Here is a 24357-nt window from a genome sequence, read left to right on the forward strand (position 1 = left end):
TAATTTTGAATCGTGAGAAATATTAATAACTTGTGGGCTCTGCGTTTGCATCCCACTTGTTTTATATATACGTAATAGGAAGAAGTTACACATATGTTTTGTGAAAAATGTGGATCACAAATTAGTGATAATCAGCAATTTTGTAATGAGTGTGGAGCGAGGATTGATTCTTCTATTGGTTCGCAAACTTCTGCAGAACAAATAAATAATCCACAGCAAGCAGTTTATAACCAATCAGAACAGCAACTGTATACTCAGGTTTATGAGCAGCCTGTAGATGCGCCTAAGGATAAGAAAAGTAAGCATTCAAAATTAACAATTATTATTTCGGCAGTAGTTGCATTGGTCGTGGTAATTGCTGGAATAGTTTGTTTTTTGAATCTAAATAAAAGAGTAAATAGCGCTGATAAGTCTCATAATAACGTAATTAGTGAGGCTGGAAAACAATATAAAAAAGTTCTAAAAGATTTTAGCAAAACAAAATCTTCAGGCAGTAGTGACATGAAGTATTCCTACACATTATGGGATATGAACAAAGACTCTATCCCAGATTTAGTGATTACTTCTTGGCACAGTTCTGATCCTATTAGGATGATAAACGTCACATATGGTGTTCGTGTTGTTTCTTACGATGGTAAAAAACTTACAAAATCAGAAAAGTTGACTTCTAGTAGCGATTCGTATGCAACTTTGTATTTTAACAAGAATCATGATGGAATAGTTACACTTGCACCAATTGGTTACGATGCTACGAGTGATGGAGATATGCCTTGGACAAAAACAATATATCGCCTAAATAAACACCATAAATTCACAACTAGCTCTGAAACTGTTAAGCATCCGTTAGGAAGCGATGGTGTTGTTCAAGGTAGTGATGAATTATCAAAAGTAGTAATGCCTCCGTTTATTTCAATTTCAGACATGAGAGGTGTTGACGCATTAGTGAATAATGAAGAAAATTCACAAAAAGTGCGTGAGCATAATAAGAATGTTCAGGATTGGATTGAAAAGGGTTACCAAGTCTACACTGGAAAAGTAAAGACGTTAAGTAAGAAAGAGGCTAAGAACTTACCTGGCGCTGATAAGGATGATACTACTGGCTTCACAGACACTTATGATAATAATGTACGCTTTACTGTTCTTTTGCTAGATAATCCATCTTCAGTTACAGTGGATAGTGGTTTTATGGATTGTTCTTTAAGACCAACTATTACTTTCGCTAATAAAGTAGCTGTGCTTATCAGTGACTCTAATGATGGAACTAATAATAATTTCAAACAATACGAAGGTAAGAGAATTACTATTGCAGCTAAACCTAATGGCATTATGTATCATGGTGGTGATTTGCCTTATGGTCAGCCATCGGTTTCTTCTGATGACATACATGTGATTAAGTAGCAGTAGATATCTCAGTTTCAGTAAATTAGGAAATACTTAATTTGCGAAATAGAGAATAAATAGATTTGCCGCCAGGAATGTTGATTCTTGGCGGCTATTTTATTTTATTCATATTAATTTGCTTACCGTTGCGCGAGTTTGAGGGATTTATTGAGTTGTGATTTTAATCCCTAAATATCAGTTTCGCCACCAAATTCGTCATTCGAAATGTTTTCGTTAGAATTATTTTCTTGTGCTTTATTGTTCTGCTGTATTTGATTACTACTTTTTGCGTGATCATTTTTAGCGGAATCAGCGTTTCGCTTTGTAAATTGAGTAGTTCCACGATTTAAATCGTGACCAATAGTAGCCGCTTCTAAAATTATGCGATTATAATCATTTCCGTCTTTTGTCCAACTTTCAGTACTCAAATTTCCAGAAACAACAATTGCATCACCTTTATGTACACTTTTAAGAACATTTGAAGCCAAAGTTCGATACGCTTTTACAGTCATCCATGTGGTTGGACGCTCATGCCATTGCTGCTCATCATTTCGATAATAAGATTGTGTGCTTGCAATTCGTAGAGAGCAAGCAGGAGAATTTTCGTTGCGTCCAAAACTTATTGGTTCTGCGCCTACAAATCCGCTAATAGTCACAGTTGACTGTTGTTGTACCATATTCATCATCCTTTCACGATTTGGACTGCAGTCATTTCAGCCCCGAAATCAGAGCCACTATTGCCCCTGAGCTTCGCAGCCACGAGGAAATGCCGCAGTAATAACAACTATGAATGTTTTGCGAGAATTGTTCTAGAAAATTCTTTTATTGTGGTTAAAAGCTATGTTTTAACCACAATTTATTAAAAATATTGACAATAAAACCAATTTAAAGACCGCAATATTGCAAGCATTTTCGCAATAATTCCTCATTAAGAGATACTATTGACCTATATTTATTGCATTGAATGAACAGAAGAAGAGTTTACTATGAAAAATAATAAGCAGGGATTGGTGCGCAATCTAGCTATGCATGTAAATTCATGCTCCTCTAACTTATTTAAATCATTTGGTTTTAAATCGAATAATTCAATAAATTCGAAGAATGCAATAATTAAAAATACTGTAGTGAAGCGCATTGTATGTTCGCTAATAAGCCTGTTCGCTGTAGTATCCTTTGTGTGCTTGCCTGCGCAAAGCTACATGAAAATGAATTTTATGGGCGTAAATTCGTTAGAATTAAGCCAAAAAGCATCTAATTCGTCTACGTCAAACCTGTCTATTAAAAACCCGATTATTAAACAAAAAAACGTTGCACGTAGTGTTGGCTGGGTTCGATCTGTTGATGTAGTGCGCTATGTGCTGGCTTCAATTCGTAATGCACGTTCGCGTTTATACGACGATCGTAGTATTTACTTTGAAGGAATTCCTTTGCAAGATTATGTGAGTCGTTGCGGTTTAACTAAACAAGCTTATGTGAATAATATTCAATACGATTCCGCAAATGAAGAGGATGCCTATCGTCGCGCGCAAGAGACTGCTCAACATGGTAAATTTGGTCATTTTGCTCCAGATGGTAAAAGCGCGCCTGATTTTAATGGTAGAAAAGCTTGGGGCGAAAACTTAAGCTGGGGTACAGATCTTGCTGGTTCTATGAGTTTATGGATTCAAAATGAAGAGGGACCATTGCGCGCTACTCGTGGTGCATTTACTGAGGAAAATGGTCATTTGTATCAAATTTTGAATCCACAAAATATCTCCTTTGGTTATGGTGAAGCTCAAGGCGGTCCATACGGCATTGTTGGTGATTTAACATTGTCAGAATATAACGGTGATATTGATTATCCTGATGGCAAAATTGGTTATGGAAGTCCTCAAGTTTATCAGCGTCCTGCTGCCGCAGCGAATAATACTAATAAAGCTAAAGACGATAAGGATAAGAAAGACGATAAGGATAAGAAAGACAAGAAAAAACTTAAGGATAAGAAATCTAGCAAAAAGAAAGTATTTGAAAAAGATAAGCATTTAACCAATAAGGTTAATTCTCAAATTGCAAATAGTAAAGATTCTGCTAAAAATACTGAAAAAACTGGTATTTCTGGAATGGTGGTTGCTGTAATTGCAATTGTAATTATTCTTTGTGCTGTAGCTGTGTGCTCTGTTTTGCTTTATAAGTCACGTAAAAATGCGCGTGCAAAAGTTGCTTCTGTAGACACTGCTGTTGCTAATACTGATACTGCTGTTGCTGATTCTGCTGTTGCTGATGCTGAAGCTGTAGCAGAAGTTGCTGATGCTGAAGCAGAAGAAGCCGTTTCGAATGAGACTGTTTCGCAAGATTTTGCTGCAGAAGAAGCCGTTTCTGAAGGTTCTACCTCTGCAGAAGAATAAAACTTATAAAGCAATATAAATTAAGCCTGCAAACGTTTAATAAAGAACGCATGCAGGCTTTTTTATTTTCTATTGTTAGTTTTCTGTGCTCAATTTGAGATGCTTTACCAAATGTGCACGCGCTCGCTTGGGTTGAGCCACATCTCGTCGCCTTCTTGAACATCGAACGCATCGTAGAACAAGTCAACGTTTCGAGCAATGCCGTTAGTGCGGCATTCGGCTGGGGAGTGTGGGTCGATTTGAAGCAGCTGTTCCGCAATTTCATTACGAGCCTTGGAACGCCAAACCAACGCGTAGCTTAAGAAGAATCGCTGCAAAGCAGTGAAGCCATCTACTTCAGGAGCGTTAAGCAAGGTTTCGCGAATAGCATCGTCACTTCCGTCGATTTCTTGCCCTTTGCTCTTTTGTAAAGCGAAAGCGTATGCTTTAAGCGCAATAGTCACGCCGCTTAAATCGCCAATATTTTCGCCGATTGTTAAAGCACCGTTTACGTGAGGCATCGCATTGCGCTCTTCTTTGCTCTTCAAGTGAGAGTACTTAACGATAAGCTGCGTTGGTGTAAAAGCATTGTATTGCTCAATAAGCTTCTTAGTACGTTCAGCAAAGTTAGCTTTGTCTTCTTCAGTCCACCAATTGTTAAGCACGCCGTCGCCGTCGTATTCGCAACCTTGATCGTCAAAACCGTGACCGATTTCGTGACCAATCACGGCACCAATAGCACCGTAATTTGCTGCGTCTGGAGCGCTCGGGTTAAAGAATGGAGGTTGCAAAATTGCAGCTGGGAACACGATTACGTTCAGTAGAGGATCGTAGTAAGCGTTCACAGTTTGCGGAGTCATCTGCCATTCTTCGCGATCCACAGGATTTCCAGCTTTTGCAGTATTTCTACCAAAACCAAAGCGGTAAACTTCGCGCATGTTATCAACTAAATCAGCATCTTCCTTAATATTTAGCGCAGAGTAGTCAACCCAATGGTTTGTGTAACCAATATTTGGCTCAAACTTGCTAAGCTTTTCCAAAGCCTTCGCCTTAGTTTCCTCGCCAAGCCAGCTGCTGTGAGAAATCGACTCTCGGTAAGCGTTAATAAGATTGTCAACTAAGCCTTTCATATACTCTTTAGAAGACTCAGGGAAATGCAATCGCACGTATTCGCGCCCAACTTCCTCACCGCAAGCATTGTCAACAACTCCAATTGCTCGCTTCCAGCGGTCGCGCTGTTTTGTGGCTCCAGAAAGCACTTTGCCGTAGAAGTCGAATTTAGCTTCTGCAAAATCTTCGCTCAATAAGCTTGCCCAAGACAAAATCACGTGCAAGCGTGCCCAAAGCTTTAAATCTTCTAAGTCAGCTTCCTGCCAAATCTTATTCAATCCCTCTATAAAGCTTGGTTCGTGAACTACTACTTTGCTAAAAGCTTCACGAAGATTGATTGGCTGATGTGCTTCTTCTTCGCAGTTGTCGTACGCTTTTTGAGCAGCTTCTAAGAAAGCGTCGAGATTAAGAGCTTCAAGATTTTTTGCCAAATTAGCATAATCGTAAGGATTATAAGTTTTTTGAGAATCGCGAGTTGCAACGTTATCCCAATGGTGCTTCGCGATTTTAGTTTCAACATTCAAAAAACGTTCGGCTTGCGCTTGGGTAGTAGCGGTATCTCCGTAACCAGCCAATCTCAACAAAGAAGCTACCATTTTTACGTATTCAGCGCGAATTGGAGCGTAATTATCTTCGCGATAGTATGCTTCGTCTGGCAAGCCCAATCCCGATTGTTCAATATGCATAATATTCGTCTTAGGATCTTTAGGGTCTCCGTAAACGCCAAAAGAAAACATTGCATCTGGGCCGCCATACGGGTTAAGCGCGCCAATAGTGCGAACCAAATCTTCTTTGCTGCTAGTCGAATCCACAGCGTCTAAATCGCCCTTAATTGGCGTAATTCCAGCTTTTTTGATAGCTGCAGTATTCAAATAATTACGGTATAAAGTTTGTGACTTTTTAGCTGTGCAATCTTCGCTTTCTAAAATATCTCGAATTTGCGTCTCTGCATCTTCTGCAAGCTTGTGGAAAGCACCATACATCGGTTTGTCTTCTGGAAGAGTGTAAGTGTCAATCCAAGGACCGTTTACATAACGGAATAAATCGTCTTGTGGTCGAGTAACCGAAGAGAAGGATGCAGGGTCGAAATCTACAGCAGAAATTTCCTTCTGCAATCCCTTATTTTTACTATTATTTTCATTATTGTTAGACATGAGATTAGCTTACAAGTATTAAGCGACACTATTAGTTAATATTTCCGCCATATTTTCTCGTTATTTTCGCCATATTTTGCGCTATTTTCGTGCCTGCGCGTTAGTCTTAAAGCATGATTGAACTTAAAACTCCATCTGAAATTGAAGCGATGAAGCCTGCAGGTCGCTTCGTCGGTAGTATTCTTAAAGACTTGAAAGCAATGACCAAAGTTGGCACGAATCTTCTTGAGATTGATGATTTCGTTCGTCAGCGAATTATGAGCCGCAAAGGTGCGTCTTCTTGCTATGTTGATTACGCTCCTGATTTTGGTACAGGACCTTTTGCACACTATATTTGCACTTCTGTAAACGATGCTGTTCTTCACGGAGTTCCATACGATTACAACCTTAAAGACGGCGATTTGTTGACTCTTGATTTGGCAATTAACGTCGACGGATGGGTTGGTGATTCCGCTATTAGTTTCGTGGTTGGAAATCATGCTGATCCTGAGGATTTGCGCTTAATTAAGTGCACTGAGGAAGCGTTGGAAGCTGGTATCAATATGGCTCAGCCTGGCAACCGTCTTGGCGATATTTCTGCTGCTATTGGCTGCGTTGCTCACGAGTATGGTTACAGCGTAAACCTTGAGTTTGGTGGTCACGGAGTCGGTCATATTATGCACGGAGATCCGCACGTTCCTAACGATGGCACTGCTCACCATGGCTACAAGCTTCGCCCAGGTCTTGTGATTGCAATTGAGCCATGGTTCTTAAAGACTACTGACGAAATTTATCAGGATCCTAAGGATGGTTGGACTCTTCGTTCTGCTGATGGTTCTCGTGGTGCACACACTGAACATACGATTGCAATTACGGAAAACGGTCCTGAGATTTTGACCGTGCGCTAAACTTATAAATAGTTGATTTTGTAAGTATTTTGCGAGTAGTAATTGCGTAAAACAGGTATGTAAAGAGGTACTTTAAATAAATGGCGGAATTTGATTTTTCCCAAGCACTAAATGATGTTGAAGCAAAGTATTCTTCGATTTCTAAAGCACTAGATGTCGATTCGTTGAAGGCTACGATTGCTGATTTAGAAAAGCAGGCTGCAGAGCCTGGACTTTGGGACGATTCTGAGCATGCTCAGCAAGTCACTAGTAAGCTTTCTGCAGCTCAGTCTCAATTGAAGCGTTTGCAAGCTGTTGAGCAACGCATTGAAGATACTAAGACTTTAATTGAGCTTGGTGAAGAAGAAGGCGATGCTGATTCAATGAATGAGGCTCAAGAAGAGCTTGGAAATATTGCTCACGAGTTGGACGATATGGAAGTTCAGACTCTTCTTGACGGCGAGTATGACGCTCGTTCTGCAGTTGTTACGATTCGCTCTGGTGCAGGCGGCGTGGATGCTGCTGATTTCGCTCAAATGTTGCTCCGTATGTACTTGCGTTGGGCTGAGCGAAACGGCTATAAAACTAAGATGATGGACACGTCTTATGCAGAAGAAGCTGGTATTAAATCCGCTACTTTCCAAGTTGATGCTCCTTATGCGTATGGTCGTCTTTCTGTAGAAGGCGGCACTCACAGAATGGTTCGTATTTCGCCATTCGACAATCAAGGACGTCGCCAAACTGGTTTTAGCGCTGTGGAAGTAATTCCTCTTGTTGAAGCTACGGATCATATTGATATTCCAGATTCGGATATTCGCGTGGATACTTTCCAGGCTTCAGGGCCAGGAGGCCAGGGCGTGAACACTACGTATTCTGCTGTTCGCATTACGCATTTGCCAACCGGCTTGGTTGTTTCTATGCAAGATGAGCGAAGCCAGATTCAAAATCGCGCTGCTGCAATGGCAGTTTTGCAATCGCGTTTGCTTGTGCTTAAGCATGCTGAGGAAGCTGCAAAAAAGAAGGAACTTGCTGGAGATATTAAGGCAAGTTGGGGAGATCAAATGCGCTCTTACGTGCTTCACCCTTATCAGATGGTGAAGGATTTGCGCACTGGTTACGAAACTTCACAAACTCAAGCTGTTTTTGACGGTGATATTGACGGTTTTATTGAAGCTGGCATTCGTTGGCGTCACGAGCAGCGAGTTGCAGCTCAAAAAGAAGCTGAAGCAGAATCTTAAATAAAACTAAAGCTAGAACTAAAAACCAACAATTACACATAATCTTCGGAAGGAATTGAAATAATGTCGCTGATTTCATTAGATCATGTGTCAAAAATATATCCTCGAGGTACACGTCCTGCATTAGACGATGTGTCTTTGCATGTAGATCGCGGAGATTTTGTGTTTCTTGTTGGTGCTTCCGGTTCTGGCAAAACTACATTGCTTAGTTTGCTGCTTCGCGAAGAAGAGGCAAATGGTGGGGAAATTCACGTAGCCGGTAACGATTTGCGCAGACTTTCTAACCGACAAGTGCCGCAGTATCGTAGATCTCTTGGCTTTATTTTCCAAGATTATAAGCTGCTTAATAATAAAACAGTTTATCAAAATGTTGCTTTTGCTTTGGAAGTGATTGGTACAAGTAGAGCGACTATTCGTTCTCTTGTTCCTCGTGTTCTTGAAACTGTTGGTTTGACTGGTAAAGAAAATAATTATCCACACGAGCTTTCCGGCGGTGAGGCGCAGCGAGTTGCAATTGCTCGCGCATACGTAAATCACCCTCAAATTATTCTTGCAGATGAGCCTACTGGTAATTTGGATCCGACTACTTCTCTTGGAATTATGGAAGTTTTGGATGCTATTAACCGAACTGGCACAACAATTGTTATGGCTACGCATAATGAGGAAATTGTGAACTCAATGCGTAAGCGAGTTGTGGAGCTTCATGCTGGAAAAATTGTGCGTGATGAGCGTGAAGGATCATATGATTCTGCATTGTATTTCCCGGATAGTGAAGTTGAGCATAATTCTAAAGCACAACAAACTGTTGAAAATTCTCAAGATCAATCGGATAGTGATGCTCAAAAATCAATTGCTCAATCTGAGCATGCTGAACGTCATAAGAGGCTTTCTAAAAAAGCTCAACGTGCTGCTCAGGCGCGTGAAGTTGTTGACATGGTAACGCAATCGTTGAAGAGTGACACTTCAGAAAATGAAGGAATTGCACGTTTGGCGCAGTCTGTTCATTCCGGCAGAACTGGTCGTTACGGCGAAGTGTTCCAGTCTTTGGAAACAACGATGACTTGGGGACTCGGATTGATTTCTTCAAACGATAATGAAGATGTTGAAGAGAATGATTCAGAAGTTGAGATTTCGGAAGATAATAAAGAATCCTCTGAAAATGCCATAAATTCTGAGTCTACTGAATCTCACGAAACTGACGAGTTTACTGAATCTCAGGAATCTCACGAAACTGACGAGTCTGCTGAATCTCACGAAACTCATGAATCTACTGAAACTGATGAAGTGAGCGAAGAATCACAATCTGAAACCAGCGATGAATCGCAATCCGAAGCAGAAAATCGTTCACAATCCGATGCTGAATCTGAGCAATCTGAGCGATTTGAGCGTAAATCTCAGCTCCCTCCTATGCCTCCAGCTCCGCCTAAGCCACCTGTTGCGGCTGCAAATACTAATAATGAGAACATTAGTGTTGACGATAGTAATAATGACACTGATAAAACTGAAGGAGCAGAGTAATGCGTTTAAGATTTATTTTTTCCGAAACATGCATTAGTTTGCGTCGTAATGTTTCGATGATTCTTTCGGTTATGCTTGTAACGTTCATTTCTTTCCTTTTTATTGGTGTTTCAGTGCTTATGCAAGCGCAAATTACCAAGGCAAAAGGTGACTGGTATGACAAAGTAGAAGTGGTTGCTTGGCTGTGCCCGGATGGAACTAGCCAATCGCCTTCTTGTGCTTCTGGAAAAGCGCCTACTAATTCCGAAATTGTAAAATTGGAGCATATTATTCACCAAGAATTAGGCGATGATGTTTCAAATATTACTTATGTTAGTCGCAATGAATTTTATAAGAACACATTCTTAAAGCAATATCCTAACGGAATGTATCAAGGACGTACTTTAACTGCGGCAGATATGCAAGATTCGCTGCGATTGAAGCTTACTAATCCTATGAAATATCAGGTTGTTTCAGAAGTTCTTTCTGGACGCGACGGTGTGGAAGAAGTTGTCGATCAGCGTCAGATTTTTGATCCTGTTTTCAGTGTGCTTAATCGAGCTACTGTTGTGACAATTGTGCTTGCAGCAGTTATGGTTGTTGTAGCTATTATGCTTACTGGCACTACGATTCGAATGTCTGCTGCTAGTCGCCGTCAAGAAACCGAAATTATGCGCTTAGTTGGTGCTTCTAACTGGACTATTCGTATGCCGTTTATTCTTGAAGGAGCGTTCGCGTCGTTTGTAGGTTCTTTACTTGCTGGTGTTGCGCTAAGTTTAGTAGTTAAAGTTTTTGTAACTGATTGGCTTGCACAGAATGTGCGTTGGATGCCATTTGTTACTCAAACAACTGTGTGGCTATGCGTTCCAGTACTTGTAGCTGGTGCAGTAGTGTTATCTATAGTTGCTTCTGCTATTGCTTTGAGACGGTACTTAAAAGCTTAAGATGCAAAATAATAGGTGCGTAATTATTTGCGTTATTTTCGCATGAGCATTGTGAAAGTAATATTTTAGAAGATTTTAAGTAGAAACTCGCACGATTCCTTGTATTACGGTATAATTCGCAATAGTGATGTTGAAAGGGAAGTGATATGAGCGAAGATCGACATAGCATGTATGTAATTCGACGCACTCATACTGTAGTGAGTTTAATAGTTGCTATTTCAATGATGTTTGCTGGTGTTGCTGGTACATTATTTAATGCGTCTACAGCAAGTGCTGTCAATATGAAGGAATATAGGCGCAAAATACAACGAAACGAGAATTTGAAGCGCCAACTCGCTGGTGTAAATAAACAACTTGCAAATAAAATCATTGAATTAAATGATTTAAATGAGCATAAAATTCCAAATCAAATACGAGCTGCTCAACAAGCAGAAGAGCAAGCTTCTCAGGCGCGCAGTCTTGTAGAATCAACGCAGCAGCGTCTAGAATCTGCGCAAAAAGATAAGCGTGATTTGGAAGAAAAAATTAAAAAAACTGGTGAAGATTTTGATGATGCTAAGGCTGCTGTAGCGCAGCTTGCTCGTAAGAGTTTCCATGGTTCTCAAGCATCTAATGTTATGAATATTGTGACTAAATCAACTACTACAGAACAGTTTGTTGGAAAGTTGCAATCCGAAGCTGCTGTTGCTAGAAGTGAAGCAAATGCTGCTAATGATGCTGCTATTAAGTTGAATACTTCTATGAATCGTCGTCAGCGTTTGGCTGCTATTGAAGCAGAAATCGCCAAGTTAAAGCAGCAGGCGGATGCTCAAGCGCAAAGTGCTCAAATTGCTGCGAAAGCTGCCAATGATCGCAAAAAGTCTTTGCAAAGTTTGCGAGATCATGGTGAAGAAATTCGCAAGCAGCTAGAAAGTCAAAAGAGTAGTTTAACTTCTCAGTCTGCTCGTGAGGCTGCAGAAATTATAGCAATGAAATCTGCTATTGATGCTCAAGCGCGTGCTCTTGCTAATAAGTCATTTGCTAAAGCTGATCCGAATGCTGGTAATCGTCAGCAATTAAATGGAAGCTCTGGAAGAAATATTTACCTTCCTCCGATGCAACTTTCCAATGGCGCTGCTAATGGTATGAATTATACTGTTCCTGGAAATTGCGCAGAGGGTTCTAAGTTCTGCTACGGACATGATACTGGGAACACTGTTGGTGGTTCTGCTTATCCTTCTCGTCAATGCACGTTATGGGCTTATTTGCGTCGTTCGCAACTTGGTCTTCCTGTTGGTTCTTACATGGGTAACGGTGCTGAGTGGGCGAATACTGGCCGTAGGCTTGGATATTTAGTTAATAGAACTCCACATGTTGGTGCCGTTATGGTGTTTGCTCGTGGCCAACGCGTTGGCAACTGGAATGCTGATTGGCAATATGGACATGTTGCGGTTGTGGAACGTGTAAATGCTGACGGATCAGTTCTTATTTCTGAAGGTGGAACTGGTTTTTCGACATTCCCTGCTTATGAAACTATTTATAATCCAGGCGATTACGAGTATGTGCATTATTAAATATAAGCACTTCAAGGTTTTCAATTTGTTGAAATTGAAGACTTTGTAAGTTTACGACTTATTGTTCTTGCCATAAGATAGTAGTATCTTATGGCAAGTTTCTTTTGTGCGTGATGTGTACTGGAGGGGAATTATGGCAAATAAGCCTGCGCAAGATGGCACTGTTACTGTGGCACAAAACCGTAAAGCGCATCATGATTATGTAATTGAAGATTGTTATGAAGCAGGTCTTGCTCTTACTGGTACTGAAGTTAAGTCACTTCGCGAAGGGCGCGCTTCTTTAGCTGAATCATTCGTGAATATTGATCGTCGCGGTGAAATGTGGCTTGAAGGAGCAAATATTCCTGAATATTTAAACGGTACGTGGAATAATCATGCTCCTAAGCGCAAGCGTAAGCTTCTGCTTCATGCTGTTGAAATTGCTAAGCTTTCTAGGCAAACTGAAGCGAAAGGCTACACTGTTGTGCCTTTGCGTTTGTATTTTAAGGGAAGTTACGTAAAGGTAGAAATTGCTTTAGCGCGCGGTAAAAAGGAATTTGATAAGCGTCAGGCTTTGCGTGAGGAGCAAGATAAGCGAGAAGCTTTACGTGAAATGCGTTACCGTAATTTGCGCGCTCGTGAGTAGTTTATGTCGCTTTCCAGCTAGATTCCGACCGAAACTGCTCATCCGTGAGTAGTTTATGTCGTCTACGCAAGAAAATCCGACCAAAACTGCTCATCCGTGAGTAGTTTATGTCGCTTTCCAGCTAGATTCCGACCGAAACTGCTCAGCCGTGAGTAGTTTTGGTCGCAAGTAAGTTGCGCGCTCAATAATCCTCTCAACGCGACACGCACATATTATACATTATTGCGAATAATATACAGTTTTTGATTATACAAAGCATAATTGTTGCGCGAATGTACTGTATGAGTATCTTCGTATATTCAATAATCGCATAAAAGGCTGTTGAATTTGTAGCGTTATCGTGTATAGTTATACACATTAATGCAAATTATAAATTCTTAGTAAATAAATGAGGAGAAGAACCATGTTTAAATCTATGAAACCTGTTGCTATTGTTGCATCTTTAGTAATGATTGGCAGTATTGCTGCATGTGGACCTGCTGATTCTAAAAAAGCAGACCCTGATGTTGCTCGTAGCTATGATGTAAGTCATGTGCAAAAAGATGATGCTGTTGCAGCATTAGTGCCAGCAAAAGTTGCGAAAACAGGAGAGCTAACTGTTGGTGTAAACGTAAGTTATGCTCCTGCAGAATTCTTTGCTGCAGACGGTAAAACTCCTGTAGGTTACGAAATTGATTTTTCGAAGGCTCTTGCAAAGGTCATGGGCTTAAAAGCAAAAATTATGCATGCTCAGTTCGACTCAATTATTCCAGCAATAGGAAGCAAATATAATGTCGGTATTTCTGGTTTTACAGTAAATGCTGAACGTATGAAGTCTGTAGACTTTATTACTTACGCAAACGCAGGTTTGTCTTTTGAAGTGCGCAAGGGAAATCCTACTAAGGTAGATCCAAAGAACCTTTGTGGCAAGAAAGTGACTTTGGAAACTGGTACTGTTGGCGAACCTATTATGGAAGAAGCAAAGAAACAGTGCGCAGCTAAAGGTGATAAGCCTCTTGAAATCATGAGTTTCAAGGAGCAAACTGACGCAACTACCGCACTTATTTCCGGTCGCGCTGACGTTATGTATGCAGATACTCCTGTTGCAGGTTACGCTTCAATTAAGAATCCTGGAAAGCTTGAAATTTTGGAAAACAGCAAGGATTCTGAACCAATGGGAGCGGCTGTTAAAAAGGGTGATACAGCGATGCTGAAGGCTGTAAAAGCTGGTATTGATAAGCTTATGAAGTCCGGCGTCTACAAGGATATCTTGAAGAAGTGGGGCGTTGAAGATGTTGCTATTGAAAAGTCTGTAGTTAATCCAAAACTATAAAACTTTAGCTATCAAACTTTAGCTATCAAATAATCAAATAATTATTTAAAATGATATCGTTAATCTGAGTCGTGATTTAATTCTCGGCTCAGATTGTTTCGTTACTTTGCTGTTTTGTATAACGTACTTATTGGAGCATATTTTGAATTCTTTAATTGGTAACTCTTCTAAGAGCAAGTCCGGAGTAGCTAACTCTGAACGTATTTTGCCAGTAAAAAAGCCAGGACCTATTGTTGCCGGAGTAATTGTAGCTGTGATAGCATGTTCGCTTCTTTACAGTATTATTACTAACCCTCGTTTTGAATGGGAAGTAGTTGGAATATATCTAATAAGCGATAACGTGCTTTCTGGTATTGGCTGGACGTTACTTCTTACGCTAATTGCTATGGTAATTTCAATCGTGTTTGCTGTAGGCTTAGCGATGATGCGTAAGTCAGTTAATCCTGTGCTTCGTGGCGTAAGTTGGTTCTTTATTTGGTTTTTCCGTGGTACTCCTGTTTATACGCAGCTTGTATTTTGGGGTATGTTTGCGGTTCTTGTGCCGAGAATTAGTATTGGTATTCCTTTTACATCTGTAGAATTTTGGTCTATTGATTCTAATGTAATTATGACTTCTCTTACTGCTGCTGTAGTTGGTTTGTCTTTGAATGAATCCGCTTATTTGTCGGAAATTGTTCGCGCAGGATTGGAAGCTGTCGATAGCGGACAAGTTGAAGCTGCTAAGGCTCTTGGAATGGGTAGAGCTTTAACTATGAGGCGTATAATTCTTCCTCAAGCAATGCGTATTATTGTTCCTCCGCTTGGTAACGAAACAATTGGTATGCTAAAAACGACTTCGTTAGTTCTTGCAGTTCCGTTTACTCTTGAATTGCAATTTGCTACAAACGCTATTGCTAACCGTATTTATAAACCAATTCCGCTTCTTCTTGTTGCAAGTATTTGGTATTTGATTATTACTTCCATTTTGATGGTTTTGCAATACATGCTCGAGAAGCATTTTGCTAAAGGCTTTGAAGCAAGAGATATTGTAAAACATGCTCAACTTAATACTGATTCTGATCAGCGCGGCGATCAATCATTAGATGCTAAACGGAAAAATGTTAAAGGACGAAATGATGCTACTATGCTCGGATTTAATGCTTAAATAAGCGCATAATAGCTTAAATTTTTAAATATTTTTCTTTGTAAACTTTAAATTTTGCATGAAACAAACAAATTGGATGTGAATAAATGGTAGAAGCAAAATCTAATCTTCCTGCGGTTGCTATTAACGACGTGCAAAAATCTTTCGGTCAATTGCATGTACTTAACGGTATTAATATGACAGTGAAACCAGGTAGCGTAACAGTTATTTTGGGTCCGTCTGGTTCTGGAAAATCGACGTTATTACGTTTAATTAATCAACTAGAAACTTTGACTGCAGGAAGTATAAGTATTTATGGCGAGCGCATCGGCGTAAAGCAAGTAACGTATAAGGGCGAGAAGTGTCTGCAGGCTCTTAACGACAAAGAAATTGCTCAACAGCGTGCAAAGCTTGGCATGGTATTCCAGCGTTTTAATTTATTCCCTCATATGACGGCTTTAGAAAACGTTATGGAAGCTCCTGTTCATGTTATGCATATGAAAGCTCAAGAAGCGCGTGATTTAGCTATTGAAGAACTAAAGCGAGTCGGCATGGATGAGCGTATGAACCATTATCCTGCAGAGCTTTCAGGCGGTCAGCAGCAGCGCGTTGCAATTGCTCGTGCTCTTGCTATGAAACCGGAAATTATGCTATTTGACGAGCCAACATCCGCGTTGGATCCAGAGCTTGTAGGTGAAGTGTTAACCGTTATGCGAAATCTTGCTAAAGATGGCATGACTATGATTGTAGTAACTCACGAAATTGGTTTTGCGCGTGAGGTTGCAGATCAGGTTGTGTTTATGGATGGCGGTGTCATAGTTGAGCATGGTAGTGCAGATATTATTACCAATCCGCAAACTGATCGTTTTAAAGATTTCCTAAATCACGTATTGTAATTTACGTAAGAAACGTATCTTATTTACGTAAGAAACGTATCTTATTTATGTAGTTTTGCGTAGTTTTTGTGTGCTTCTCTGGCGTGCGCTCTCTCGCATAACGTACAATAGAAGATTATGTGTGGCATTGTAGGATACGCAGGTTTTGGAAAAGTTTGTGCAAAACCTTTAGAAGTTTGTTTAGGTGGGTTAGAGCGTCTAGAATATCGCGGATATGACTCTTCGGGTGTAGCTTTAGTTGCTCCTGGGATGAAATGTGCGACTGTGCGAAAGAAAGCTGGTCGTTTATCTGTTCTTCGCAACGATATTGATGCAAATCCTATGCCTGAAGCGAGTGCAGCTATTGGTCATACTCGTTGGGCTACTAATGGTGCTCCTTGTGACACTAATGCGCATCCTCATACTAGTGCAGATGGCAAAATCGCGCTTATCCATAACGGCATTATTGAAAATGCTGTTGTATTAAAAGAGCAACTTCACGAAGAAGGATACGAATTTTCTTCTCAAACAGATACTGAAGTTGCTGCAAAATTACTTGGCAAAATTGCGAATGATATTGTGAACGAAACTGGTAAGCCGGATTTATTCACAGCTCTTCGTCGTACTGCAAAAATGTTAAAAGGAGCTTTTACATTACTTGCTGTTGACGTTCGTCAGCCAGGTATTGTGGCTGCTGTTCGTCACGATTCGCCTTTGGTTGTAGGTCTTGGAGACGGTGAATATTTCCTTGGCTCTGACGTTGCAGCTTTTGTTGCTTATACGGATCGAGTCTTGGAAGTTGGTCAAGATCAAGCGGTTTGCATTGGAGATGTAGATGGCAGTGGCAAAGCATCTTTGCTTCTAACTGATTTTGACAATAATATTGTTGAAAATCCTACTTGTTTTAAGGTTGATTGGGATGCTTCTGCAGTAGAAAAAGGCGGTTGGGATTCCTTTATGGATAAGGAAATTCATGAGGATCCACATGCTGTTGCTGACACTTTGCGAGGTCGCTTTGATGCGCAAGGAAATATTGTGCTAGATGAAGTGCATATTAGCCAAGATGTTTTGCGTTCAATAGATAAAATTATTGTTGTTGCTTGCGGAACTGCAAGTTATGCCGGATTGGTTGCAAAATATGCTATTGAGCATTGGGTTCGTGTGCCTGTAGAAGTTGAATTAGCGCATGAGTTTAGATATCGCGATCCTATTTTGACTCATCGCACATTAGTTGTTGCTATTTCGCAATCTGGTGAAACAATGGACACGCTTATGGCTTTGCGTCATGCGCGCGAGCAAGGTAGTCGAGTTCTTGCAATTTGCAATACGCAAGGTTCTAGCATTCCGCGCGAATCTGATGCAGTTCTTTACACGCATGCAGGTCCCGAAATAGCAGTTGCGTCTACTAAAGCTTTTGTTGCGCAAATAGTTGCAGCCTATATGCTTGGTCTGTTTTTGGCGCAAGTAAAAGGCACTATGTATCGTGACGAAATTCAGCAAATAGTTGCGCAATTAAAAGAGATGCCGGATAAAATTCAGCATGTACTTGATACACAATCTGAATCAATTATGAAAGCTGCTGAGCATACTCTAGAAGCTAAATCTTTCCTTTTCTTAGGTCGACATGTTGGATATCCTGTTGCACTAGAAGGTGCGTTGAAGCTTAAGGAAATTGCGTATACCTTTACTGAAGGTTTTGCTGCAGGTGAGCTTAAGCACGGTCCTATTGCGCTTGTAGATGAAGGTGAGCCGGTAGTTGTGATTGTGCCATCTTCTCGCGGTCGTGATGTGCTTCATGCGAAAGTTATTTCTGGAATTGAAGAAGTTAAAGCGCGCGGAGCTTTCACTATAGCTGTTGCAGAAGAGGGTGATCCAGATGCTTCTCGCTATGCTGATATTGTGTTCTGGCGTCCTAAATGTGCGACTTTGCTAAGTCCTCTTGTAGATGTAGTTGCATTGCAATTATTTGCGATGGATATGGCAAAGTTAAAAGGTTATGATGTTGATAAGCCTCGTAATCTTGCAAAGTCTGTAACTGTTGAGTAAGCGCATAACAACGTTGAGTAACATAAAGTAACGGATGGCAAATCTTATGTCTGCATTTGCAAGAATTTTGCAACAACGCAATCATTTTTCGCGTTTGCTTCTGTCGATACTTTGTGTTTTTTCTTTGCTATTTTCTTGCGGATGCGGAACTAAAGATTCTAGAACTCAAATTAGTGTTTGGTCTTGGGAACCAAGCATGAAGCGACTTGCTGAAGAATTTGAACTAAATAATCCGGATGTTCATGTAACTGTAAAAGATACTAGCGGATACAATAATCTTAATAGCGCTATTCAAGATGGCTACGGCATGCCAGATATTGTTCAATTAGAATATTTTGCTCTTCCGCAATATGCTGTAAGTGGACAACTTTTAGATATCACTGATCGTGTGAAAAATACTCGCACTTTCTATACTCCTGGAACATGGTCTTCTGTGCAACTTGGTGGACGCGTTTACGGTTTGCCAATGGATTCTGGCCCAATGGCTTGGTTTTATAATGATGACGTGTTTAAGCAGGCTGGTGTAGATGCCACAAAAATACACACTTGGGAAGATTACCGTCAGGCTGCTCGTAAGCTTAAAGATATCGGTGTGTATATTGCGGCAGACTCAGGTGACGCAAGTTTTTATAACGCTATGATTTGGCTTGCAGGCGGACACCCGTTTATGACTTCTCATGATGGGAAAACAGTTACTGTTAGATTGAGCAAAGATAAGGGTACTGAAGAGTTTACAAAGTTCTGGCAATCAATGATTGATGAAGGATTGATTGACATTAGAACTACAACTTGGAGTCAACGCTGGAAGAACGGTGTTGGAGCTGGCAAGATTGCTTCTGTTTTCTCAGGAGCTTGGATGCCGTCTTTGCTTTTGGAAAATGTGCCTGGAACTGCAGGATTGTGGAAAGTCACGAATGTGCCAACTATGCACGGAGAAAAGCGTAATGCAGAAATGGGCGGTTCTTCGTTATCTGTACTTAAATCGAGCCGTAAGCCTGAAGCAGCAATGCGATTTGTGAATTTTGTATGTCACGATATGCGTGGAATTCGTACTCGTGTCAATGGTGGAGCGTTTCCTGCGGATGTTGTTACGCTCAGAGATAAGTCATTTTTAGATAGAACAACTATTCGTGATTCACGAGGCATTGATATACCTTATTTTGGCGACCAGAAGTTTAATCGTGTATTCGCAGATGCCGCTAATCGCGTGGATACGGGATACAGGTATTTGCCTTTTGAAGTTTATTCGCGCAGTGATTTTAGAGCAACTATGGGTCAAGCGTATAATTGGAGTATTAAATCTTTAGCTAGATTAAACGTGCAAGCCATGATTGATGCTGGTTTTACTCGAGATGATGGAAGTAAATTGTGGCTTCCAGATGCTCCTGGTAAACGCATTTCTTTAAAAGATGGTCTTTTATTGTGGGAAAAAGATCTTCAAGAATATGGTTACAATCAAGGATTTGTAGTTAGATAATTTCGTAACTTATTAAAATTAAGTGATTTCATAAAAGCAGCTTAATTTTGCGTAAATGTAAGATTATTAGCAAAAGTAGTATAAATACAATAGGATAGTATAAATACACGTATAAATAGTGCGTACGTGATTGCAAATTAACTTAAATCCGCTAAATGCCAATATAGGAAGTAGGCACACATGTTATTAGCAGTAGACATTGGTAATACGAATATTGTGCTGGGTTTTTTGGAAAATAACAGGATTGTTGGCACTTATCGTATGACAACAAAGTCCAATCATACTTCAGACGAGTATGGCATTATGATTGCGCAATTTTTGCATTTAAGCGGATTTAAAATAAGTGATGTTGAAGATGTTATCGTTGCTTCTGTTGTGCCGAAAGTTATGCATTCATTCCGTGCTAGTATTATCAAATTTCTTCATATCGATCCTATGATTGTAGGTCCTGGTGTTAAAACCGGCATGAATATTCGCATTGATGAGCCAAGAACTCTTGGAGCGGATTGTTTAGCTGATTGCGTTGGCGCGTTTAGTGAGTATGGAGGATCTGTATTAGTTATTGATTTTGGTACAGCAACAACTTACAACTATGTAGATAAAAGTGGTGCGATTACTTGCGGACTTATTTGCACAGGAATTCGTACTGCAGCTGCTGCACTTTGGGATAACACAGCTCAGCTTCCAGAAGTGGAAATAGCTAGACCGCAGTCTGTTCTTGCAAAATCTACTAAACTCGCAATGCAAGCTGGATTATATTACAGCTTCTTGGGTGGGATTGAACGCACAATTGCGCAGTTTAAAGCTGAAATAGACGAGCCATTTAAGGTAGTTGCTACTGGTGGTTTGGGTAGGCTTTTTGAAAATGACGTGCAATCGATCGACTATTACGATCCGGATCTTATTTTCAAAGGTATGGCTTCGATTTATCAGCGAAACTTGCACTAATAGTAAATATCGTTTATTTGTTGTTTTGTGCTCCAAACGTGGGAGAGGTCTGTCTTTGTCTTTATTGACGAAGACAGACCTCTCTTGCAAGGCTTTTTGTATTTACGAAAGATTGCAAATTCGATTACAAATCCAGGAAAAGCTGGTGAATTCGCGTATCGTCGTCAAGCTCCGGGTGGAAGGATGTGCCGATTTGCTTTCCTTGGCACGCGGCGACAACATGGCCATCTACAGTTGCAAGAACCTCAGCATTGGCGCCGACCTCTGCAATGTAAGGCGCGCGAATAAACGTCATCGGCACATTGCCTAGATCACCAAACTCAGCCTCGCAATGGAAGCTTCCGAGCTGACGTCCGTAAGCATTGCGTTTAACTGTTACGTCTAAAGTGCCAAAACCGTTTACTTCGTCACCTTCCACGTTCTTCGCAAGCAAAATCAAACCTGCGCAAGTGCCAAGAACAGGCATTCCGCCTGCAATCCGCTCGCGCAAAGGTTCGAGCATATTTTGCTCACGAAGAAGCTTAGCTTGCACAGTGCTTTCGCCGCCCGGAAGTACTAAGCGGTCAAAAGACTGCTCCAAGTCGCGCGCTTGACGAAGCTCAATAACGCGCGCGCCTAATTTTTCAAGCATTAAGCGATGTTCAAGAAAAGCACCTTGAACAGCTAAAACTGCTACAGTATGAGCGTAGTTATCAGTATTGGTAGGTGAGTTTGACAAAATCACTCGCCTCGCTCAGCCATCAAAAGCTTGATTTCCTGCTCGTTAATGCCAACCATAGCTTCGCCTAAGTTTTCGGAAAGCTTAGCAATCATCTTGGCATCCTTGTAATTAGTTACAGCCTTAACGATTGCTGCAGCGCGCTTTGCTGGGTCTCCAGACTTAAATATGCCGGAGCCAACGAACACGCCTTCAGCGCCAAGCTGCATCATCAAAGCAGCGTCAGCTGGGGTAGCAACGCCGCCGGCTGCGAAGTTAACAACAGGAAGCTTGCCGTTTTGTGCAACGTACTTTACGAGTTCGAAAGGCACGCGCAAATTCTTAGCTTCTTCAAAAAGCTCATCCTCGCGCATGCTTGTAAGCTTACGAATTGCGGAATTCATCATGCGCATGTGACGCACAGCCTGAATCACGTCTCCAGTTCCAGGCTCGCCCTTAGTACGAATCATGGAAGCGCCTTCGTTAATCCTGCGCAAAGCTTCGCCCAAATCCTTAGCACCGCAAACGAAAGGCACAGCAAAATCGCGCTTATTGATGTGATACACGTCGTCGGCTGGAGAAAGAACTTCGCTTTCGTCGATGTAATCGATTTCAATAGCTTCAAGCACTTGCGCTTCAACAAAGTGACCGATACGGCATTTTGCCATAACAGGAATAGACACAGCCTCTTGAATGCCGTGAATCATTGCTGGATCGCTCATACGAGAAACGCCGCCGGCTGCGCGAATATCAGCAGGAATACGTTCCAAGGCCATAACTGCGCACGCGCCAGAATCCTCAGCAATTCGCGCCTGCTCTGGGGTGGTGACATCCATAATCACGCCGCCTTTAAGCATTTGTGCCAATTGACGGTTCAATGCTGTACGGTCTTCGCCGCTTTTGTTTTGCGGATCCGAGGATTCGTTCACAGTTACCGTAGTATTCAAGTTCTCAGCCATCATTCCTCGCTTTAGCTTTAACATATGAGCTTTTAACATATTAGATACGTGTATGCATCTTAATATTTCGTGAATTTGCGCGCTTCTACGCTTTAATCTTATGTCGATTATTGCGTACGTTTGCAAGTTTACGTTCTGTTGGAATTTAACCACATTCGTAGGATATATCTCATATGTATTGGTATAAAAATATTACAAAAATATACAAAATATTATTTGATTTTTTGGACGCGCCATAGGTGAGCCTGACTTGTCAATCGACTACGATTAGTAATGCCGTCGACTTGTATTTGGGTTTATGTGGTATGCAAATAGTTATGTTTGCAAATGTGCATTTCCAATAAAGCGGCGAGCTATAAGACAAAAATAAATAAAGAATAAATAAAAAATAAATAATAACAAATAAATAATGTTTATATGCCATTAAGAAAGGTTTATGGTATGTCTAACAGCAAACCTGAGGAAAGCGTGCACGAAGAAAACGGCGCGACTGAAAAATTCTCCGGTAAAACTAACGATGAAGCTAACAAAAGCACTTCTTTCGCTGCGAGCACTGACTCTTCGCTGAATGAAGCTGAAAAATATGCTTATTCAGGCTCGAAACGCAAAATGGGCAAGATGTGGCTATTTAGCTTAGCTATTGTTTTTATAGTAGTGTTTAGTGCAATTTTTGCAACTCTTACTACATCTAATAAACCAAATAAATCAAATTCAGTATCAGAAATTTCGAACAAAACTATATCTGTAGGTCTAAAGCTAGCTCCTACGAATCTTGATATACGTAACCAATCAGGTTCATCGCTTGACCAGTTGCTTATTGGCAATGTGTATGAAGGCTTAGTTGCTCGCAATGCTACTAATCAGGTAGTTCCTTCGTTAGCTCAAAGCTGGGAAGTAAGTAAAGATGGTTTGCGCTACACATTCCACATGCGTAAGGGCGCTGTATTTTCTAATGGCGATAAGCTTACTGCGCATGATGCGGAATGGTCGTTTAACGAGCTTATTGCTAAAAAATATCGCGGCTCTAACATGGTTGGAAAAGTTGAGTCTGCTAAAGCAAAAGATGATTACACGTTTGAAATCACTCTTAAAGAGCCAAATGCTAAGCTTTTGTGGGCACTTTGCAGTCGTTCAGGTTTAGTTTTTGATAAAAACGCAAAGTATGATGCAAAAACTCAAGCAGTTGGTTCTGGACCGTATTTAATTGACAAATTTGTGCCAAATGATCGCGTTGTTTTAAAAGCAAATCCGCGTTATAAAGGCATTCATCGTGCGAAAACTAATAAGATAGTAGTTCGCTATTTTGTTGACGATAACGCAGCGGTTGACGCACTTTCTTCCGGTTCTGTGCAAGCATTAGCTCCTATTTCTGGTCAACTTGCTAAGCCTTTTAAAGATGATTCCAAGCGTTACGATGTCAGTGCAGGTAATGGCACAGATAAATTTGTTCTAGCTATGAATATGAAAGGCGAACGTACTAAAGATAAGCGCGTGCGCAAAGCTATTCGTTACGCGATTGATCACAAGCAAATTATTGCATCTCGTGGAGGTACGGATTTAGCTCTTGGCGGTCCAATTCCTTCTCTTGACCCTGGTTATGAGGATTTAACTAAGCTGTATCCGCATGATTTGCAGCGCGCTAAGGAGTTAATGAAGGAAGTCGGATTTGACGAATCTCATCCTATGGATTTGACGCTTACTTATCCGAATATTTACGGCACGCAAATTGGCGATCAGCTGCGCTCGCAATTGAAGCCTATTGGAATCAATTTGAAAGTTAATATTGTTGAGTTTACTACTTGGCTTCAGGATGTTTATAAGAATAAGCAGTATGATTTGTCGATGGTTGATCACAATGAGAGTCACGATTTTGGACAGTGGGCGGATCCTACGTATTACTACGGTTACGACAATAAGCAAGTCCAGGATTTGTATGCTAAAGCTATGCTTTGTGCGGATCCTAAAGAGTCAAATAAATTGCTCGCTAAAGCTGCGCGAATTATTAGCGAGGATGCTCCTGCGGATTGGCTGTTTAACTATCGTGTTGTAACTGCGAAAGTGAAGAATCTTGAAGGAATGCCTTTTGACATGAATCAAGAGATTTTGCCGCTATACAACCTGCGACTTAGTTGATTTTTATTTGCTAGTTGCCATCTAGTTTCTAATACATTATATAAATATGTTCTGCCT

The 24357-nt window shown here is 40.8% G+C and carries 18 protein-coding genes and 1 pseudogene; 15 read left to right on the plus strand and 4 right to left on the minus strand.

Going from position 1 to position 24357, the window contains the following annotated elements; all coding sequences use genetic code 11:
* Positions 1 to 93 precede the first annotated feature (93 nt).
* On the plus strand, positions 94 to 1398 hold the full coding sequence (locus AC1EK3_RS00530) for a zinc ribbon domain-containing protein (protein WP_480033295.1): 1305 nt from the start codon (positions 94 to 96) through the stop codon (positions 1396 to 1398).
* A 170-nt stretch (positions 1399 to 1568) separates the two neighbouring features.
* Here the strand turns inward: AC1EK3_RS00530 and AC1EK3_RS00535 are convergent, their stop codons facing one another.
* Complete coding sequence (locus tag AC1EK3_RS00535) at positions 1569 to 2057, minus strand: single-stranded DNA-binding protein (protein WP_480033294.1); 489 nt, start codon at positions 2055 to 2057, stop codon at positions 1569 to 1571.
* Between the two features lie 309 nt (positions 2058 to 2366).
* On the opposite strand from AC1EK3_RS00535, the gene AC1EK3_RS00540 reads away from it, so the two are divergent.
* Positions 2367 to 3764: a CAP domain-containing protein gene (locus tag AC1EK3_RS00540; RefSeq protein ID WP_480033293.1), complete on the plus strand. Its 1398-nt coding sequence runs from the start codon at positions 2367 to 2369 to the stop codon at positions 3762 to 3764.
* A 104-nt stretch (positions 3765 to 3868) separates the two neighbouring features.
* Here the strand turns inward: AC1EK3_RS00540 and AC1EK3_RS00545 are convergent, their stop codons facing one another.
* Positions 3869 to 6007, minus strand: a complete 2139-nt coding sequence (locus AC1EK3_RS00545) for a M13 family metallopeptidase (RefSeq protein ID WP_480033292.1) — start codon at positions 6005 to 6007, stop codon at positions 3869 to 3871.
* Between the two features lie 113 nt (positions 6008 to 6120).
* Between AC1EK3_RS00545 and map the strand changes: the two genes are divergently transcribed.
* The 12 genes and pseudogenes from map to AC1EK3_RS00605 all read left to right on the plus strand — a co-directional run bounded on the left by map (position 6121) and on the right by AC1EK3_RS00605 (position 20511).
* Positions 6121 to 6894, plus strand: coding sequence for a type I methionyl aminopeptidase (gene map / locus AC1EK3_RS00550; RefSeq protein WP_119526255.1), 774 nt, complete (start codon positions 6121 to 6123; stop codon positions 6892 to 6894).
* Between the two features lie 80 nt (positions 6895 to 6974).
* Entirely contained in the window at positions 6975 to 8111 is a 1137-nt protein-coding gene (gene prfB, locus AC1EK3_RS00555) for a peptide chain release factor 2 (protein ID WP_375169357.1), read from the plus strand.
* A 63-nt stretch (positions 8112 to 8174) separates the two neighbouring features.
* A pseudogene (gene ftsE, locus AC1EK3_RS00560) lies at positions 8175 to 9186 on the plus strand (cell division ATP-binding protein FtsE); the annotation flags it as partial.
* Positions 9187 to 9628: 442 nt separating this feature from the next.
* Positions 9629 to 10552 (plus strand): permease-like cell division protein FtsX, encoded by a 924-nt coding sequence (ftsX, locus tag AC1EK3_RS00565; RefSeq protein WP_480033291.1) that lies wholly within the window; start codon positions 9629 to 9631, stop codon positions 10550 to 10552.
* A gap of 146 nt (positions 10553 to 10698) precedes the next feature.
* Positions 10699 to 12105, plus strand: a complete 1407-nt coding sequence (locus tag AC1EK3_RS00570) for a CHAP domain-containing protein (protein ID WP_480033290.1) — start codon at positions 10699 to 10701, stop codon at positions 12103 to 12105.
* A 133-nt stretch (positions 12106 to 12238) separates the two neighbouring features.
* Complete coding sequence (smpB, locus tag AC1EK3_RS00575) at positions 12239 to 12730, plus strand: SsrA-binding protein SmpB (RefSeq protein WP_480033289.1); 492 nt, start codon at positions 12239 to 12241, stop codon at positions 12728 to 12730.
* Between the two features lie 403 nt (positions 12731 to 13133).
* Entirely contained in the window at positions 13134 to 14042 is a 909-nt protein-coding gene (locus AC1EK3_RS00580) for an ABC transporter substrate-binding protein (protein ID WP_480033288.1), read from the plus strand.
* Between the two features lie 142 nt (positions 14043 to 14184).
* The gene (locus AC1EK3_RS00585; protein ID WP_480033287.1) at positions 14185 to 15186 is read left to right on the plus strand and encodes an amino acid ABC transporter permease; all 1002 of its coding nucleotides are present in this window, start codon (positions 14185 to 14187) and stop codon (positions 15184 to 15186) included.
* Between the two features lie 86 nt (positions 15187 to 15272).
* The gene (locus AC1EK3_RS00590) at positions 15273 to 16061 is read left to right on the plus strand and encodes an amino acid ABC transporter ATP-binding protein (RefSeq protein WP_480033286.1); all 789 of its coding nucleotides are present in this window, start codon (positions 15273 to 15275) and stop codon (positions 16059 to 16061) included.
* Between the two features lie 117 nt (positions 16062 to 16178).
* Complete coding sequence (glmS, locus tag AC1EK3_RS00595) at positions 16179 to 18086, plus strand: glutamine--fructose-6-phosphate transaminase (isomerizing) (RefSeq protein ID WP_415683781.1); 1908 nt, start codon at positions 16179 to 16181, stop codon at positions 18084 to 18086.
* A gap of 46 nt (positions 18087 to 18132) precedes the next feature.
* Positions 18133 to 19563: an ABC transporter substrate-binding protein gene (locus tag AC1EK3_RS00600; protein ID WP_480033361.1), complete on the plus strand. Its 1431-nt coding sequence runs from the start codon at positions 18133 to 18135 to the stop codon at positions 19561 to 19563.
* Positions 19564 to 19743: 180 nt separating this feature from the next.
* Positions 19744 to 20511 (plus strand): type III pantothenate kinase, encoded by a 768-nt coding sequence (locus tag AC1EK3_RS00605; RefSeq protein WP_480033285.1) that lies wholly within the window; start codon positions 19744 to 19746, stop codon positions 20509 to 20511.
* Between the two features lie 124 nt (positions 20512 to 20635).
* Here the strand turns inward: AC1EK3_RS00605 and pdxT are convergent, their stop codons facing one another.
* Positions 20636 to 21235 carry a pyridoxal 5'-phosphate synthase glutaminase subunit PdxT gene (gene pdxT / locus AC1EK3_RS00610; protein WP_480033284.1) on the minus strand — a complete coding sequence of 200 codons (600 nt, stop codon included), beginning with the start codon at positions 21233 to 21235 and terminating at the stop codon, positions 20636 to 20638.
* Positions 21232 to 22167: a pyridoxal 5'-phosphate synthase lyase subunit PdxS gene (gene pdxS, locus AC1EK3_RS00615; protein WP_076002965.1), complete on the minus strand. Its 936-nt coding sequence runs from the start codon at positions 22165 to 22167 to the stop codon at positions 21232 to 21234. The genes pdxT and pdxS overlap by 4 nt, the downstream gene beginning before the upstream one ends.
* A gap of 441 nt (positions 22168 to 22608) precedes the next feature.
* Here pdxS and AC1EK3_RS00620 point away from each other — a divergent pair, with 441 nt between their 5' ends.
* Positions 22609 to 24300 (plus strand): ABC transporter substrate-binding protein, encoded by a 1692-nt coding sequence (locus AC1EK3_RS00620; protein WP_480033283.1) that lies wholly within the window; start codon positions 22609 to 22611, stop codon positions 24298 to 24300.
* Positions 24301 to 24357: the final 57 nt, after the last annotated feature.

Source organism: Gardnerella sp. C0026F2 (genome assembly GCF_056590715.1).

Excerpts from the sequence above, each read along its gene's own strand:
- AC1EK3_RS00530 (WP_480033295.1), top strand. The coding sequence starts at position 94 with ATGTTTTGTGAAAAATGTGGATCACAAATTAGTGATAATCAGCAATTT.
- AC1EK3_RS00535 (WP_480033294.1), bottom strand. The coding sequence starts at position 2,057 with ATGGTACAACAACAGTCAACTGTGACTATTAGCGGATTTGTAGGCGCA.
- AC1EK3_RS00540 (WP_480033293.1), top strand. The coding sequence starts at position 2,367 with ATGAAAAATAATAAGCAGGGATTGGTGCGCAATCTAGCTATGCATGTA.
- AC1EK3_RS00545 (WP_480033292.1), bottom strand. The coding sequence starts at position 6,007 with ATGTCTAACAATAATGAAAATAATAGTAAAAATAAGGGATTGCAGAAG.
- map (WP_119526255.1), top strand. The coding sequence starts at position 6,121 with ATGATTGAACTTAAAACTCCATCTGAAATTGAAGCGATGAAGCCTGCA.
- prfB (WP_375169357.1), top strand. The coding sequence starts at position 6,975 with ATGGCGGAATTTGATTTTTCCCAAGCACTAAATGATGTTGAAGCAAAG.
- ftsX (WP_480033291.1), top strand. The coding sequence starts at position 9,629 with ATGCGTTTAAGATTTATTTTTTCCGAAACATGCATTAGTTTGCGTCGT.
- AC1EK3_RS00570 (WP_480033290.1), top strand. The coding sequence starts at position 10,699 with ATGAGCGAAGATCGACATAGCATGTATGTAATTCGACGCACTCATACT.
- smpB (WP_480033289.1), top strand. The coding sequence starts at position 12,239 with ATGGCAAATAAGCCTGCGCAAGATGGCACTGTTACTGTGGCACAAAAC.
- AC1EK3_RS00580 (WP_480033288.1), top strand. The coding sequence starts at position 13,134 with ATGTTTAAATCTATGAAACCTGTTGCTATTGTTGCATCTTTAGTAATG.
- AC1EK3_RS00590 (WP_480033286.1), top strand. The coding sequence starts at position 15,273 with ATGGTAGAAGCAAAATCTAATCTTCCTGCGGTTGCTATTAACGACGTG.
- glmS (WP_415683781.1), top strand. The coding sequence starts at position 16,179 with ATGTGTGGCATTGTAGGATACGCAGGTTTTGGAAAAGTTTGTGCAAAA.
- AC1EK3_RS00600 (WP_480033361.1), top strand. The coding sequence starts at position 18,133 with ATGTCTGCATTTGCAAGAATTTTGCAACAACGCAATCATTTTTCGCGT.
- AC1EK3_RS00605 (WP_480033285.1), top strand. The coding sequence starts at position 19,744 with ATGTTATTAGCAGTAGACATTGGTAATACGAATATTGTGCTGGGTTTT.
- pdxS (WP_076002965.1), bottom strand. The coding sequence starts at position 22,167 with ATGGCTGAGAACTTGAATACTACGGTAACTGTGAACGAATCCTCGGAT.
- AC1EK3_RS00620 (WP_480033283.1), top strand. The coding sequence starts at position 22,609 with ATGTCTAACAGCAAACCTGAGGAAAGCGTGCACGAAGAAAACGGCGCG.